The following is a 14,875-nucleotide window of genomic DNA, read 5'->3' as shown; positions in this document are numbered from 1 at the left end:
TCGGCCAATTCTAGTGGGCCGCCGAGGTGGCTCCCAACCGCCGTCGGGAGACGACGGCGAGAGCTGACGCGGCCAACATCGCCGACACGACCATCGTCGCCGCCATCGGGACCGCCGTGCCCTCTCCCCCGAGCCCCACGATCGGCGACACGACGGCAGCGAGCCCGAACTGCAGAGCGCCGAGGACGGCCGACCCCGTGCCCGCTGCCTTGCGCACCTCACCGAGAGCGAGGGTGGTGGCGTTGGCCATGACCAGGCCGAGACCGCTCACCGCGAACCACAGCAGAACGCACACCGGCCAGAGCGACGGCCCCGCAATCGATTCCACCAGCAGCAGGGTCGATGCCACAGAAATGACGACGATCCCGACGCGCAGAAGCTTCTCCGGGCCCAGCGTGCCGACCAACCGAGCATTGAGACCGCTGGCCAACACGAGACCGAAAGCGTTGGCGGCGAAGGCAAGCGAGTATGTCACCGTCGACAAGCCGAGGAGGTTCTGAAACACGAAGGGCGACGCGGAGATGTAGGCGAACATGACGCAGAAGGACAGGGCGAAGGACAGCGTGTATCCAACGAAGCGTCCGTTGCCGAGCACGTACGCCACGTCTTTCTTCAGCGCCGCGAATCCTCCGGCGCTTCGCTTCTCCGGCGGCAGGCTCTCGTTCACTTTCAGCGCCACGCCGACGAACATGACGGCAGCCAGCGTGGTGACCACCCAGAACACCCCGCGCCACCCGATGTGGCCGACCAGTGTTCCACCTATCAGCGGAGCCACGATCGGAGCGACTCCACCGATCAGCATCATCAGACTGAAGGCCTTCGCGGCGTCGGTGCCCTCGGCTCGGTCCGAGATCACGGCGCGACTGAGCACGATTCCCGCTGCACCACAGAAGCCGGTGACGAAGCGCGCAGCAGTGAGGGTTCCGATGCTCGGTGCCAGCGCGCACGCCGCACTGGACACGGCACAGATCAGTGTCCCGCCGAGGAGGAGCGGGCGACGACCGAAGCGGTCGGACAACGGCCCGATCACCAACTGGCCGACGGCCAACCCGATCATGAACGCCGTCAACGTCAGCTGGACCGCCGACGCCGAGGTGCCGAACTCGTCGGCCATGCTCGGGAAAGCGGGGAGGTACATGTCGGTGGCGAGAGGTGCGACCGCCGAGAGCAGCGCCAGCACGGCGATGACCGATCCGGGCAAGGGCTTGGACATCAGCAACTCCATATATGTATAGATTTATAGCTATTTCTATAGCTAGTATGACACACATGGCGACCGACGACCCGACGCACGACATCTCCGTGGCCGTCGACTCTCTGGTGTGGAAGCTTCGACGGTTCGGCGAACAGCAGGTGGGTCTCACGCCGCTACCGCAGTCCGAGTTCGACGTCCTCCGCGCGGTCTTCGAAAGCCCCGGGGTGTCGGTGTCGGAGGTGGCGAAGGCACTCTCCCGTCAGCCCAGCAATGTCTCGACGGCTGTGCGCCACCTGGTCGAACGCGGACTTCTGGTTCGCCACACCGATCCCGACGACCGCCGATCCGGTCAGCTGCATCCGACCGAGCAGGCGCGCATCGACAAACGCGCCATCGATACCGCATGGGACGCCGCGGTCCGCAGAGTGCTGGACACCATGACCGACGACGAAGTACGGGTGGTGGCCGAGGCAATTCCGCTGCTGCATCGGCTGACGGAGTTGAACTGAAGCCCAAGTGGGACGGCAGGGCGGAATTGGGCTGCCTTTATCGCCCTGCTGTCCCTTTCGCGATCAGAACGTCGACGGATGATCAGGGCGCGAGCGACTCATCCTGCGGTACCAGTACCGGAGGTGACGGCGTCCAGGGCTTCAAGCCTTGAACCACAGTCGAGTAGAACTGCTCGGCACCCGACGTCACGCTGGTGATGAAGCTGGAGGCCGTGCCGGATCTCCTGCTCCCCAATGGGCTGATCATTGTCAGGGTGAACGCCGTGATATCACCGTGCCGGTCGGCGTACAGCGACTTTGGATCAGCTCGAACAGTTGTCAAATTTTCACACGCAGTCTCGCTGCCGCCGGCAAACTGGGCCTCCACCAACAGCTCCGGAGGTGAGTCCGCAAGCTGCTTCAACAGCCACTGCACTCGCTTGAGCGAGGTTCCAGTCTCGGGGGCCGAGATCGACGTGGAGCAATGAACTTTGTTGGTTCGCAAATCAGCTTCCACCGTCACATCACCCGCGCAGTCCGGGATACGCAGTACCGCAGTGAGCGACCCCTTGGCCGCCAACTGCTCGACCACATTCTGTCGCCGCGCGTCAGCATCGTTTGCCAGCCTCCTGGGCAAGTGGTGCTTCACGGTCACGCCGAGGTCGGCCGTGAATCGAAGCGCCAAATTTCGTGACAGCGCGGTCCATTTATCGGCTACCGCGTCGGCCTTGGCGTCGCCGGGTCGAACGGTTCCGGAGGCAACTGCATCCCGCACCGGCACCCAATGCCGACCCATGTCGACGAATTCGGTAGCGCCCGATCGGGGGTGGGTCAGGTAGCGAAGGAACTCGTTCAGGACCCATGCTTGGAGCGGGTCATCGATCCCGCCGTGAGACAGCAACATTCGCGCTTCGTGGATGACTTCGGACCACGAGATGTGCCGGAGCGCGACCTTGGCGAGCTTGCGCTTGTCCACCAGAACGGGCAGATCGCCGACTGCGGCGGGGATGTCGTTGGAGATGCTCAGAACGACTTCGTACTTGTGCCGCCTCGCGACGTCGAGATAGTTCTCGAGTTGCTCCTTCTGCAGTTTTCCCGAACCTGTCTTGACCTCGACGAGACAAGTCCACACATTTCCAGCGCGAGAGACTCGAAGGACTGCGTCGGGAATCACTCGCCCTTCGCCCTTCGGGTGGGAAACTTCTAGGTACCCCTCGAACGGTCCAACCGGGGCTCCGACCTTTCCACAGATCGCCCGCGCGAATGGCTTGACGGCTTGCATGGTCGCAAGCAACGCAGATGTCGCGCGCTTCTCCTGCTCTTCACCAGAGCCGACACCCGAAATGGAGAACAGACGGGCGGTCTGCCAGGAATCCCCACCGCTCAGCACGAACTCCGGCAAAATTGCCTTCTTGGACACTTTCTTACGAGTTTTGACACCCTTGACCGGTGGAGGAATCTCGACCACTGTCGCGTCGACTGTTGCAACCTGATGGCTGGCTTCGGCTACCTGAAGTACAGCCACGGAATCGTCGGCTACTGGTATGGCGTCGGAATCATCGACATGCACTCCGTAATTGGTCGCGAGGCCTTCGAGCCCCGAGTCCCAACCCTGTCCTACCGCCCGCAACTTCCACCCGGAACCGCGACGGTAGAGCTCGCCGAAGACAAAAGCCTGCTCGGAGGACGCGTCCGCAGTCACGAACTCCGCAAGGAGCGAACCCGTCGAATCCTGAACGTGAAGGCCGAGTTTGCCGAAGTCCCCCAGCGGACCCGAACTACTGCTGCCGCTGATGACAATTGTCTGCACCTCCGCAGCGACCGCACCGAGCTCGATCGAAATGAGTTCCTGGCGTCCTTCTTCGGTTGTGGTGCCACCCAGATGTCTCACCGAGGCATCCTTCGATTCCGACTGGTTGTAGAAGACGAAATCTCCGTCGTCACGAACTCGACCGTTCGAGTCGAGAAGCAGGGCGGACCCATCCATATCCAACTCACCTGCTACCCAGGTGACCAACACATCCAAGCGCGTGACGTCGTCCGGTAATTCGACGTTTTGGCCCTTGATCAAACTCGATGCGGTCACGTGGGCTCCTGGTTCGCAAACGGAAATATGTTCACAAACTAACCAAATCGACCCGACTTGTCTTGTTCTCGGTAGTGCGTCATTCGACCGAATGAACCCGGCTGCTACCAAGTGGGACGATGGGGCGGAATTGGGCTCCTTTTATCGCCCTGGTGTCCCCTTCGCTTCCTCGCCCGCGGCGAGCAGCACGTCGACGGTGTTCGCGATGAACTGCTCGGCTTTCGCTTTGTCGAAACCGAGCCCAGCCAGAATTCCGCTTCCGTCCTCCACCTCCGCGAGCGCCAGCAGAATGTGTTCGGTTCCGATGTAGCTGTGGCCCAATCGAAGTGCCTCACGGAAGGTCAGCTCGAGCGCCTTCTTGGAGTCGGAGTCGAAGGGAATGAGCGCCGGCATCGCATCCGATTCCGGGCCGCGGGCATCACGAGCTCGCGCAGCGACATCACGCAGCGAGATGCCCTGATCGGCCAGCGCCGCGGCAGCCAGGCTTTCGGGCTCCGCCACCAGTCCCAGCACGAGATGAGCGGGCGCAATTTCGGCGTTCTTGCCGGCGTGCGCCTCGTTCTGCGACGTGACCACCACGTTGCGCGCCCGCTCGGTGAACCGATCGAAGCCCTGGCTGGCGTTCAGATCGTTCGGCTCTCCGGGATCCTTGGCGACGAATCGCTTCTGCGCGGCCTGCTTGGACACGCCCATGCTCTTGCCGATATCGGTCCACGATGCGCCCGACCGGCGGGCCTGGTCCACGAAGTGGCCGATGAGGTGATCGGCGAGTTCCCCGAGGTGATCGGCTGCCAGCACTGCATTCGACAACTGATCCAGCGCGTCGGGGTGGACCTTCTTGATGGCGTCGATGAGATCGTCGAGGCGGATGGGAGGTGTGGGCTGCACTGGGGTCATGCGTCAACGATAGGTTGACGATCTGGCATCGTCAACCCGAAGTTGACGCTAGTTTGGCGGACCCTCCAGCACTTGGCAGACGCCGCAGCCTCTGCCGAGTGCTGCACGGTCTGCCAAAATCTCCGTCAAAACCGCCCGCCAAACCGAACAACTCAGCCCAACACCTCCGGCATCACCGCGTCCTCACCCAGAACGTGCTCGGCGAGGAAAGCCATAACCACCTGGTACCAGACCTTCGCGTGCTGCGGCGTCAGAACCCAGTGATTCTCGTTGGGGAAGAGCAGGAAGCGATGCTCGGTCTTGCCGAAATCGTCTGCAGGCAAGCCGGATTCGGACAACAACTCGTACCACAACCGCACACCCTCGCCGATCGGGACGCGGTAGTCGCGGTCACCGTGGATCACGAGCATGGGGGTGACGATGTTCGACACGAACAGGTGCGGAGAGTTGTCGAAGGCCATCTCGGGCGTCATCTCGCGCGCCCAGTACCAGGCTGAGTCTGTGGTCGGGCCGAACTGATCGAGCGCCCACAGGCTTGCGTGCGTGACGATGGCGGAGAACCGATCGGTATGCCCCGCAATCCAGTTGGCCATGTACCCGCCGAAGGATCCGCCCATGGCGGCCGTCCGCGTCGCGTCGATCGCCGGCAGTCGTTCGGCCGCGTCGGTGATCGCCATGAGATCGGTGTAGGGCTCCGTGCCCCACCGTCCCCACCCGCGCTGCACGAAGTCCTGCCCGTATCCGGTGGACAGGGCCGGATCGGGAAGCAGCACAGCGTATCCGGCGGCCACCATCAACCACGGATTCCAACGCCACGACCAGCTGTTCCACGAATTCAGCGGACCGCCGTGAACCCACAGCAGCAGCGGCGACGGGCCTTCGGCGGGCCGGGCGAGCCAGGCGCGCACGGTGGTTCCGTCGTCCGTCTGCGTCGACACCTCGACGAGCTCGCCCGGTAGCTCCGGGAGTTCGCACGGGGCGGGCAGCACACCGACCTCACCGGTGCTCGGGTCGATCCGAACCGGATGCGGCGGCGCGGCATACGACGCCCGCATCGCGAAGAGAACTCCGTTCGGGCCGGCGACCACATCGGTGTACACGAAATCGTCGTTCGTGGCGGGCTCGACCGCGTTCTCGTCGACCAGCAGAACCCTGCCTCGGCCGTTGTCGTCCACCGTCACCGCCACGGCACTCGAATCCTGCAGCCAGGTCACCGATGTGGGCCATCGGTCCAGGTTGCTCGCCCACTGCGCGGACGCACCCGACGACAGATCGAGAACGTGCAGTGTGATCCGGGGAGCGATGTCGGGCGTCGAGACCGACTCGCGCAGGAAGGCCACGCGCCGACCGTCCGGGGCGATCGCCGGAGCGAAGACGTCGGCGTCCGGGTCGTCCACGAGCACGGTTCGCGCGCCGGTGGCAATGTCGACCCGCACCAGCGTCGATCGAAGCGACGCCACCGGACCCCCGACGGACCACGTGCTCACGACGAACGAACCGTCCTGCGCCAGATCGTATTCCGCCTCGCGGAGGGCGCCGCCGGCCAAGGTCGTCACATCGTCGAGGTCGGTGTCGTCCGCGTCGGATGCTCCCATGAACAGGTGCGGTGTCGCCGGTCCGAGATCGTGATCCCAGTAGCGCACCGGGTATCCGCTGTGCAGGATCGCCGACACCTTCGAGTCCTTGCGCAGCGCTCGCACCCGACCGTCCTCGGTGTCGGAGCCACCCAGCACATCCGACGACAACACGAATGTCGGGGACGTCCGCGCGGACACCACGCCGCGCACGCTGCCCCCGCGGGATGCGATCTGCCGCGCCTCACCCCCGCCGGACGGGAGCAACCACAGCGCCTTCGGCGCGTGGTCCTCGGTCGAGGTCGCACGCAGAAACAGGACGTCGCCCGACGCCGAGAAAACCCCGCCCGACTCCCCCTGCTCACTGCGGGTGAGCCGCCGCGCGGGCGCTCGCCCGGTGGCGTCGAGCTCCCACAGCGCGGACACGTACGCGGTCGACTTCTCGTCCAGCGTCGACACGGTGGTGACCAGCCTGGCGCCGTCCGGTGAGAGGGACAGCCCGCTCAGCCGCGGGAGTGCAATGTACGCGTCGAGGTCATGGAAGGAATCGCTCACTCCCACGAACTTAGTCGTACGCTGAGGATGTACCACCACAACGAGGTTGGAGACAGAATGGCCACGCTTGCATCGGTCACACTCGGCGACGGATTGACCGTCAGCGCACAAGGATTCGGCGGGATGGCCCTCACACCGGTGTACGGCGACGTCGATCCCGACACGTCCCTGCAGACTCTTCGTCACGCCGTCGACGTCGGCGTCACGTTCCTCGACACCGCGAATGTGTACGGCGGGGGCGACAACGAGAAACTCTTCGCACGCCTGCTGAAGGATCGCCGGGACGAAGTCACGGTGGCCACGAAGTTCGGCATCACCGGAAACCCTGCCACGGGTGAACGGACGAGCCGCGGCGGACGTGACTACGCCCGCCAGTGCATCGACGAAAGCCTCGGTCGACTCGGCATCGACACCGTGGACCTTTACTACATGCACCGGTTGGATCCCAACGTGCCGATCGAGGAGACCGTGGGCGCCATGGCCGAACTGGTCACCGAAGGCAAGGTTCGCCATCTGGGACTGTCGGAGGTCACCGCCGCGGAGCTCGAGCGGGCCGTCTCCGTGCACCCCATCGCCGCCGTGCAGTCCGAGTGGAGCGTGTGGAGCCGAGACGTGGAGACGCACGTGGTCCCGGCGGCGGCACGACTGGGCGTCGGTTTTGTCCCGTATTCACCTCTGGGACGGGGCTTTCTGACCGGAACCGTCGATTCGTCCACGATCGGTGAGTCCGACGTGCGTCGGCACTTCCCGCGCTTCGCGGACGGCGTACTGGAAGCGAACACTCGCGCGCTCGAGGTGGTGAAGTCGGTGGCATCGCAGACCGGCGCCACGCCGGCGCAGGTCGCGTTGGCATGGCTCTACCGAAAGGGTGTCGACCTCGGCCTTCCCGTCGTGCCGATTCCCGGAACACGCACCGCATCTCGGATCGACGAGAACGCCGCGGCCACAACGCTCGAGCTCACCGACGCGCAGGTCACCGAGCTCGACGGCATCGATTCCCTGGTGTCGGGAGCGCGGAGCGCCGATCCGAACTGGGTGAGCTCAGGCCGCGAATGACCACCAGCGTTCGATAGCCGGACGAAGCGGGGTCAATCCCTTGTAGTCGGCGATGTCGCCCGGCAACTCGCGAACCACGTTCACGAAGCGCTCCGCCCAGCCGGGCACGGACGCGAGGTCGTCCAACGAGATCGTGTGGGTGCGAATCAGGAACAGAACCGCGCCCGACGGTGCGATTCTCGTGAGGTGCTGCACTTCCACGCGCAGGCACAGCCGCCGCCCGACTTCCTCGGCCGGTGCATCGAACAGCTGCTCGCGCAGAGGTTTCCACTCGTGCCGCGTCTCGGCGGACATGTCCAGCCGGTGATCGACGCCCGTCGACCAGTTGGTGCGGCGCATCCATTGCCCCGCGGCCAGCGAGAGCAACAGCGATTGTGCTCTGGCCGCCACCCCGTCGGACAGCAGCCGCGGTACGGGCCGGTGGATGTCCAGAAACGGCATGCCCAGATCGAAGTTCATCGACCAGTCGGCCGCGAACGTCACCACACCGGCGTCGGCGAACAACCTGCCGTCACGGCGATCGAGCAGCACAATATCTTCCTGAACCTGCTTGGCGGCGAACACGAGTGGGTCGTCGGGCAGCGAAGCGTCGTCCCTGTCGATCCACATGTGCGAGGTGCCCAACAGGTCGTTCCTCAGGGCCCACGTCGAGCCGTCGATCGTCAGCCCGATGGCGTCGGGACGGCTTCGAGCGAGTTCGATCGACACCGTACGCAGCGCATCCCACGCGGCCTCCCGCATGTGGGGCAGGGCCGCGTGCCGTCGCGGGTCACGGCGCAGAATCTCGGCCCGTTCCGCGACCGTGGCCCTGTAATCCGCACCCGGGTCGACGATGTCGTCCCCCCACCGCCCCGCGGCCGTCTCGTGCCGCGTCCGAGCGGGCTCGACGTTGACACTCGAGCGGTAGGTGTCGGATTCGAACGGGTAGGGAAACGATGCCGTCACAACTTCAGCTCCAGATCGGCTCCGGCGGCGCGCGATACACACACCATCATCGAATTGCCCTCGGCCCGTTCGTCGTCGGTGAGAAAGAGGTCGCGATGTTCGACCTGACCGGCGGACACGGTGGTGCGGCACCGACCACAGACGCCGTGCCGGCACAGATACGGCACCCTGATCCCGGCGTCGGCCAGGATGTCGAGTGCGGTGCGATGGGCGGGCACGTGCAGCGACACTCCACGAGAGAGTCGCATATCGAACGGGCGCGCCGGCGGCGACACCCGACCGAAAAGCTCCTGGTGGCAGCGAGATCGGGGCCAGCCGGCATCGGTTGCTTCGGAACCGACCACGTCCAACATCCCGGTGGGCCCGCAGACGTATAGGTGCGTTCCGAGCGGTTGGCGCCGCAGCGTTCTCCGAAGCGTCGACACGAAGGCCGTGCGGTCGGTCACGACGGTGACGTCGGCGCAGACTGCGCGCAGATCGTCGACGTGCGTGTCGACGCCCGGTTTGTGAACGTACAGAATTTCGGCGGACCGTCCGTTCTCGCGGGCGTGCGACAGGATGGGGGTGACGCCGATACCGCCGGCGACGAGGAGGTGCCGCGTCGCGGACAGGACGGGAGCGAAAGTACTTCGGGGCTCCGAGATGTCGACGGTATCCCCCATGCGGCGTTCGTGCAGCCACCGAGACCCGTCGCCCTGCAGGCGGACCGAGATCGAGTACGACTCGGGCGACCGGCATTCTCCCGTCAGGGAATACGCGTTGTACCGGCCCTCGCCGCACCCCACGAGGAGGTGGCTGCCCGGCACGAACGAGTCGAGCACGTCGTTGCCGCGGGGAACGAGGACCAGTCGCCGCACACCGGGCGCGATCGTCGTGGAGTCGGTGACCGTCGTCAGCACGGCGAGCCCAGGTATGCGGCCATGACCGGCGAGAAATGTTCGCCGACAACGAGTTCCAACGAGCATCCGGCGCATCGCACGACGGGTGCGGTCGTGGTCGTCACGGATCCGCACGGGGGACAGTAGACGCGGCGTTCGGCACGGTCGGTGACCACCGCGGTGATGTCGTCGTCCACCGCGCCGGCACCGAGCGCCCTCGCCTGTGCGGCTCGGACCGCAGACTCGGGCCCGATCACGGTGCACCGCCACCCGACCACCGCGGCGGCGAGTTCGGCGTCGAACCACGCTTCGGCGTCGTTCCACGACTGAAATCGACCCGTACGGCCCGCGATCCCCTGCGGCACCGACGCGTCGCCGATGATCAGGACGGTGGCGGTCACCGCATGAGATTAGCGAGCGCTCACGCCAGAAGCGGTGCGATCCGTCCGGGGACCTGATCCAGGGCGAACGGCAGGCTCAGCACCGTGCTCCACGCCATGGCCTCCGCGGCCTCGTCGTCGAGAATGATGACCCGGCCGTCGCGCACCACGGGTAGCTGCTGGTAGACGGGAGTGTTGGCCAACTCGGCCCGCAACTTGTCACCGAACCCGCCGCCCGCGTACCAGACGAGCAGATCCACATCGGCGAGCGAGAGCTGCTCGGTACTGATCGGGGCGAAGTTTGTCGTCGTGATCTGCTGCGTGACTGCGGGATTGACGAAACCGAGGTCGGTGAGGAACCGAACCTTGGGGTCCTGCGGGCCGTACACGCCGAACGCACCGGGGCCCTGAAGCGCCCCGACCACGACGGTCTTTCCTGCGAACGACGGGTTGGCGGCCGAGACCGAGGCGAACTTCGCTTCCAGGTCGGAGACCAGCTTGGCTGCGTCGTCGCTCTTGCCGACCGCCTGGCCGATCGTCGTGGTCTGGTCGCGCCACGGAATCCCGAAATCGGTGAACTGCGCCGGCTGGGTGATGGTGGGCGCGATCTGGGACAGCTTGTCGTACTGGTCCTGCGTCAGACCGGCGTACGTTCCGACAATGAGGTCGGGCGCCGCCGCCGCAACCTTCTCGACGTCGATGTTGGACGCGGTGTCACCGATGATCGCCGGAGCGGCGTCGCCCAGCGCGTCCTGCGCCCAGGGCCAGACCGCGTTCGGGTAGTTGCCGTACCAGTCGAAAACGCCGACCGGCTTGATGCCGAGGGCCAGGAGCGTGTCCTGGTCGCTGTAGCCGACGCTCACCACGCGCTGCGGATTTGCGGGAGCGGTGACGTCGCCGAACTTTCCGGAGAGGGTGGCGCCGGTTCCGCCGTCGCTCGTTCCGCCGCCGCCGCTGCTGCACGCCGCTGCGAAGGCCACGAGTGCCCCCGAGGCTCCGATGAGAAAGCTGCGGCGAGAAACTGCCGAGGCGTCGAACGACATGCGCGGTCCTTCCGTCGAGACTGTGTCGAAGGTAAGGCTAGCCTGCTTGAGCCGTCCCGACGCAATCGACCTTCCCGTGACCGGCACCGACATGTTCGAACAATGCCGTGGCCTTCTGACCTGGTACTGACATCGGTGGGTACACACTGGAGGAATGACGACCGACGCCCCGAAGAACGACATCGACGAATCGACCCTCGAGGTCAGTCCGCCCAAGAACTACGCCGCCGGAGTACCGGCCGTTCTGGTGTCGCTCGAGCGAGGTCTCGAGGAGATGGGTGCCGTCCGCACCGGACGGACACTGTTCCGACTGAACCAGCGCAACGGCTTCGACTGCCCCGGCTGCGCCTGGCCGGAGACGCCGGGACATCGCAAGCACGCGGAGTTCTGCGAGAACGGCGCCAAGGCTGTGGCCGAGGAAGCGACGCTCCGAACGGTCGGACCCGATTTCTTCGCCGAGCACTCGCTCGAGGACCTGTCGGAGCGAACGGACTTCTGGCTCGGCCAGCAGGGCCGGCTGACCCACCCGATGGTTCTGCACCCCGGCGAAACTCACTACTCCCCCATCTCGTGGGACGACGCGTACGACGTGATCGTTCAGCACCTGAAGGCACTTGCAAGCCCCGACGAGGCGATCTTCTACACGTCGGGCCGAACCAGCAACGAGTCCGCGTTCCTCTACCAGACCCTCATCCGCAGCTACGGCACCAACAACATGCCGGACTGTTCCAACATGTGCCATGAGTCGTCGGGCACGGCACTCTCCGACACCATCGGTATCGGCAAGGGTTCGGTGTCGGTTCCCGACCTGGAGAGGGCCGACCTGATTCTGATCGCCGGACAGAACCCCGGTACGAACCACCCGCGCATGCTCTCGACGCTGGAGAAGGCAAAAGGGAACGGCGCCAAGATCATCGCCGTCAACCCGTTGCACGAGGCCGGCTTGCGCCGGTTCAAGGATCCTCAGAAGGTCAACGGCGTCATCGGTTCCGGTGTCGACATCGCGGACGAGTACCTCCAGATTCGCATCGGCGGAGACCTGGCGCTGTTCCAGGGCATCGGCAAGCTCCTCTTCGAGGCGGAGGACGCAGCACCGGGCACCGTGATCGACTCGATGTTCGTCGAGGAGCACACCGCCAACATCGAGGAATACGAGAAGCACGCGCGTGCAGTGGATCTCGAAACGGTCGTCGAGGCCAGCGGGCTGACCCTGTCGCAGATTCGGGCTACGGCGGACGCGATCGCCAAGGCCGACAAGGTGATCATCTGCTGGGCGATGGGTATCACTCAGCAACGCCACGGCGTCGACACCATCCGGGAAATGACCAACGTCCTTCTGCTGCGCGGAATGATGGGTAAGCCCGGTGCGGGCGTCTGCCCCGTCCGCGGGCATTCGAACGTTCAGGGAGACCGGACGATGGGCATCTGGGAGCAGATGCCCGAATCGTTCCTCGCGGCCATGGACGCCGAGTTCGGCATCGAGAGTCCCCGCAAGCACGGATACGACACCGTCGACGCCATCCGCGCTATGCGTGACGGCAAGGCCAGTGTGTTCATGGCGATGGGCGGCAACTTCGTCCGCGCCACGTCGGACAGTGCGGTCACCGAAAAGGCCCTGCAGTCATGCGAACTGACCGTTCAGGTGTCGACGAAGCTCAACCGCAGCCACGTGAAAGCCGGCAAGACGGCGCTCATTCTGCCGACGCTCGGCCGGACCGATCGAGACATGCAGGCGGGAGGGCGTCAGAACGTCTCCGTCGAGGATTCGATGTCGATGGTGCACCTCTCGCGTGGACGCCTCAAGCCGGTCAGCGAGGAACTCCGCAGCGAGGTCGCCATCATCAGCGAGTTGGCGGTCAAGTTGCTCGGACCGTCGCATCCGGTGCCGTGGAACGAGTTCCACCACGACTACGACCGGATTCGTGAGTCGATCTCGCGAGTCGTGCCGGGGTGCGAGGACATGAACACCCGCGTCCGCCGGCCCGACGGTTTCCAGTTGCCGCACCCGCCGCGTGATTCGCGGGAATTCCCCACCACCACGGGCAAAGCGAACTTCACGGTGAACGAGCTGGACTGGGAGCGCGTGCCCGCCGGGCGGCTGATTCTGCAGACCATGCGTAGCCACGATCAGTACAACACCACCATCTACGGCCTCGACGACCGTTACCGCGGAATCAAGAACGGCCGCAAGGTCGTTCTCGTCAGCGCCGCCGACATTGCGGAGCAGGGACTGCGCGACGGCCAGCTCGTCGACATCGTGTCCGAATGGCCCACGGACTCCGGCGTCGAGGAGCGTCGGATCACGGAGTTCAAAGTCGTCCAATACGACACTCCGAAGGGCAACGCTGCTGCGTACTACCCGGAGACCAATCCCCTGGTCCCGCTCGATCACGTTGCGGCACGCAGTAATACGCCGGTGTCCAAGGCCGTCGTCGTCCGTCTCGAGCCCCGCTGATGGGCCGCGCCACGGCGCGGCGGCCCGTCGTCCGCCTGCGCGGCGAGTTCGAGACCACCCGCCCCGACACGGTTGTCGTGGAGGAGCCGCTCGAAATTCGGGTCGACGGGAAGGCTCTCGCGGTCACCATGCGGACACCGGGTCACGACATCGACCTGGCCCACGGGTTTCTTCTGACCGAAGGTGTGATCACCGGGCCCGAGGACATCTCGGTTGCCCGTTACTGCGACGGCGTCGGTGAAGACGGGCTGAACACGTACAACGTTCTCGACATCGCTTTGGCTCCAGGTGTGTCGCCACCGGACGTCGGCATCGAGCGCAACTTCTACACCACGTCATCGTGCGGCGTGTGCGGCAAGGCCTCGCTCGACGCGGTCCGGTTGCTGACCGCGCACTCTCCGGCGGGCGACACGTCCACCATCACCTCGGACACACTGTCGTCGCTGCCCGACACGCTCCGGTCCCATCAGAAGATCTTCGAGACCACCGGTGGCCTGCACGCCGCGGCACTGTTCGACACCGACGGTGAACTGCTCGTGGTCCGGGAGGACGTCGGCCGACACAACGCTGTGGACAAGGTGGTCGGATGGGCGGTGCAGAACGGCCGAATGCCGCTGCACGGCACCGTGTTGATGGTCAGCGGGCGTGCGTCGTTCGAGCTGGCGCAGAAGTCGGTCATGGCGGGGATTCCCATCCTCGCCGCGGTGTCGGCGCCGTCCTCGCTCGCCATCGACCTCGCCGAGGAATCCGGTCTGACGATCGTCGGCTTCCTGCGCGGCAACGGGATGAACCTCTACACGAGGACCGATCGAGTGATCATCAGACACGAGGCGACCACCGCCGCTGCTGCCCGGATGTGATTCCACCGCGTCCATCGGGTGAGGTACTCCTGCCAGAACAGCTGCGCAGCTTCGGGATCGAGTGCAGCCAGGCGATCGTTCAGAGGCACGTTCACCACCATCGTGACGACGAACGTGCCCACGACGAACATCGACGCCGCAATCACCGCCACCACGGTTCCGGGTCCTCCGACGATCGGTGACAGCACCAGCACGCCGACACAGGACAGCGACGTGCCCACGAACAGCGCGAGGAACAGCGGGTTCTGAATCACCGTGTTGACCGATTGCATCGTCGCGGCCGCCGACAAGTTGGGCTGCCGAGACAGCGCCGGCATCACGGAGGTCGAGAAGGCGAACAGCAGTCCGCCGACGACGGCGCTGCCCACTGCGGCCAGGATGGTGCTCAGCTGAAGAAGTCGTTCCATCGGTCCACTGTGCGACATACCGTCTGGACGCGGAATCCCTCTGAGTCCGCCTTTCT

13 protein-coding genes are annotated in these 14,875 nt (G+C 65.2%); 4 read left to right on the top strand and 9 right to left on the bottom strand.

Annotated elements, in window-relative coordinates:
* Positions 1 to 10 precede the first annotated feature (10 nt).
* On the bottom strand, positions 11 to 1,213 hold the full coding sequence (locus tag AC59JP_RS01320) for a Bcr/CflA family multidrug efflux MFS transporter (RefSeq protein WP_497323823.1): 1,203 nt from the start codon (positions 1,211 to 1,213) through the stop codon (positions 11 to 13).
* A 56-nt stretch (positions 1,214 to 1,269) separates the two neighbouring features.
* Here AC59JP_RS01320 and AC59JP_RS01315 point away from each other — a divergent pair, with 56 nt between their 5' ends.
* Positions 1,270 to 1,704: a MarR family winged helix-turn-helix transcriptional regulator gene (locus tag AC59JP_RS01315; RefSeq protein ID WP_497323822.1), complete on the top strand. Its 435-nt coding sequence runs from the start codon at positions 1,270 to 1,272 to the stop codon at positions 1,702 to 1,704.
* Positions 1,705 to 1,786: 82 nt separating this feature from the next.
* Here AC59JP_RS01315 and AC59JP_RS01310 read toward each other — a convergent pair whose 3' ends face one another.
* From AC59JP_RS01310 to AC59JP_RS01300, 3 genes are all read right to left on the bottom strand, one after another.
* Positions 1,787 to 3,769 (bottom strand): TerD family protein, encoded by a 1,983-nt coding sequence (locus tag AC59JP_RS01310; RefSeq protein WP_497323821.1) that lies wholly within the window; start codon positions 3,767 to 3,769, stop codon positions 1,787 to 1,789.
* Between the two features lie 141 nt (positions 3,770 to 3,910).
* Positions 3,911 to 4,666 carry a Clp protease N-terminal domain-containing protein gene (locus AC59JP_RS01305; protein WP_497323820.1) on the bottom strand — a complete coding sequence of 252 codons (756 nt, stop codon included), beginning with the start codon at positions 4,664 to 4,666 and terminating at the stop codon, positions 3,911 to 3,913.
* A 152-nt stretch (positions 4,667 to 4,818) separates the two neighbouring features.
* The gene (locus AC59JP_RS01300; protein WP_497323819.1) at positions 4,819 to 6,795 is read right to left on the bottom strand and encodes a prolyl oligopeptidase family serine peptidase; all 1,977 of its coding nucleotides are present in this window, start codon (positions 6,793 to 6,795) and stop codon (positions 4,819 to 4,821) included.
* A gap of 57 nt (positions 6,796 to 6,852) precedes the next feature.
* On the opposite strand from AC59JP_RS01300, the gene AC59JP_RS01295 reads away from it, so the two are divergent.
* On the top strand, positions 6,853 to 7,851 hold the full coding sequence (locus tag AC59JP_RS01295) for an aldo/keto reductase (RefSeq protein WP_497323818.1): 999 nt from the start codon (positions 6,853 to 6,855) through the stop codon (positions 7,849 to 7,851).
* Here the strand turns inward: AC59JP_RS01295 and AC59JP_RS01290 are convergent.
* Genes AC59JP_RS01290 through AC59JP_RS01275 form a run of 4 tightly spaced genes read right to left on the bottom strand, consistent with a single transcriptional unit; the run spans position 7,837 to position 11,097 of the window.
* Positions 7,837 to 8,796 (bottom strand): heme-dependent oxidative N-demethylase family protein, encoded by a 960-nt coding sequence (locus AC59JP_RS01290; protein WP_497323817.1) that lies wholly within the window; start codon positions 8,794 to 8,796, stop codon positions 7,837 to 7,839. The two genes, AC59JP_RS01295 and AC59JP_RS01290, sit on opposite strands and share 15 nt — an antisense overlap.
* Positions 8,793 to 9,695, bottom strand: coding sequence for a PDR/VanB family oxidoreductase (locus AC59JP_RS01285; RefSeq protein ID WP_497323816.1), 903 nt, complete (start codon positions 9,693 to 9,695; stop codon positions 8,793 to 8,795). The genes AC59JP_RS01290 and AC59JP_RS01285 overlap by 4 nt, the downstream gene beginning before the upstream one ends.
* The gene (locus AC59JP_RS01280) at positions 9,689 to 10,075 is read right to left on the bottom strand and encodes a dimethylamine monooxygenase subunit DmmA family protein (RefSeq protein WP_497323815.1); all 387 of its coding nucleotides are present in this window, start codon (positions 10,073 to 10,075) and stop codon (positions 9,689 to 9,691) included. The genes AC59JP_RS01285 and AC59JP_RS01280 overlap by 7 nt, the downstream gene beginning before the upstream one ends.
* A 20-nt stretch (positions 10,076 to 10,095) precedes the next feature.
* Positions 10,096 to 11,097, bottom strand: coding sequence for an iron-siderophore ABC transporter substrate-binding protein (locus tag AC59JP_RS01275; protein ID WP_497323814.1), 1,002 nt, complete (start codon positions 11,095 to 11,097; stop codon positions 10,096 to 10,098).
* A 154-nt stretch (positions 11,098 to 11,251) separates the two neighbouring features.
* On the opposite strand from AC59JP_RS01275, the gene AC59JP_RS01270 reads away from it, so the two are divergent.
* Both AC59JP_RS01270 and fdhD read left to right on the top strand, forming a co-directional pair.
* A complete protein-coding gene (locus tag AC59JP_RS01270) occupies positions 11,252 to 13,552 on the top strand; it encodes an FdhF/YdeP family oxidoreductase (protein WP_497323813.1) in 2,301 nt (766 codons plus the stop codon).
* The gene (fdhD, locus tag AC59JP_RS01265) at positions 13,552 to 14,412 is read left to right on the top strand and encodes a formate dehydrogenase accessory sulfurtransferase FdhD (protein WP_497323812.1); all 861 of its coding nucleotides are present in this window, start codon (positions 13,552 to 13,554) and stop codon (positions 14,410 to 14,412) included. Before AC59JP_RS01270 ends, fdhD begins: the two co-directional genes overlap by 1 nt.
* Here the strand turns inward: fdhD and AC59JP_RS01260 are convergent.
* Positions 14,346 to 14,819: an anthrone oxygenase family protein gene (locus tag AC59JP_RS01260; RefSeq protein WP_497323811.1), complete on the bottom strand. Its 474-nt coding sequence runs from the start codon at positions 14,817 to 14,819 to the stop codon at positions 14,346 to 14,348. The genes fdhD and AC59JP_RS01260 overlap by 67 nt on opposite strands.
* Positions 14,820 to 14,875 lie beyond the last annotated feature (56 nt).

The sequence above is a fragment of the Rhodococcus sp. 320_ES genome (assembly GCF_059691855.1).
This window is presented reverse-complemented; position numbering and strand designations above follow the sequence as displayed.

Coding starts and splice junctions, on each gene's coding strand:
- AC59JP_RS01320 (WP_497323823.1), bottom strand. CDS start 1,213: ATGTCCAAGCCCTTGCCCGGATCGGTCATCGCCGTGCTGGCGCTGCTC.
- AC59JP_RS01315 (WP_497323822.1), top strand. CDS start 1,270: ATGGCGACCGACGACCCGACGCACGACATCTCCGTGGCCGTCGACTCT.
- AC59JP_RS01305 (WP_497323820.1), bottom strand. CDS start 4,666: ATGACCCCAGTGCAGCCCACACCTCCCATCCGCCTCGACGATCTCATC.
- AC59JP_RS01295 (WP_497323818.1), top strand. CDS start 6,853: ATGGCCACGCTTGCATCGGTCACACTCGGCGACGGATTGACCGTCAGC.
- AC59JP_RS01275 (WP_497323814.1), bottom strand. CDS start 11,097: ATGTCGTTCGACGCCTCGGCAGTTTCTCGCCGCAGCTTTCTCATCGGA.
- AC59JP_RS01270 (WP_497323813.1), top strand. CDS start 11,252: ATGACGACCGACGCCCCGAAGAACGACATCGACGAATCGACCCTCGAG.
- fdhD (WP_497323812.1), top strand. CDS start 13,552: ATGGGCCGCGCCACGGCGCGGCGGCCCGTCGTCCGCCTGCGCGGCGAG.
- AC59JP_RS01260 (WP_497323811.1), bottom strand. CDS start 14,819: ATGGAACGACTTCTTCAGCTGAGCACCATCCTGGCCGCAGTGGGCAGC.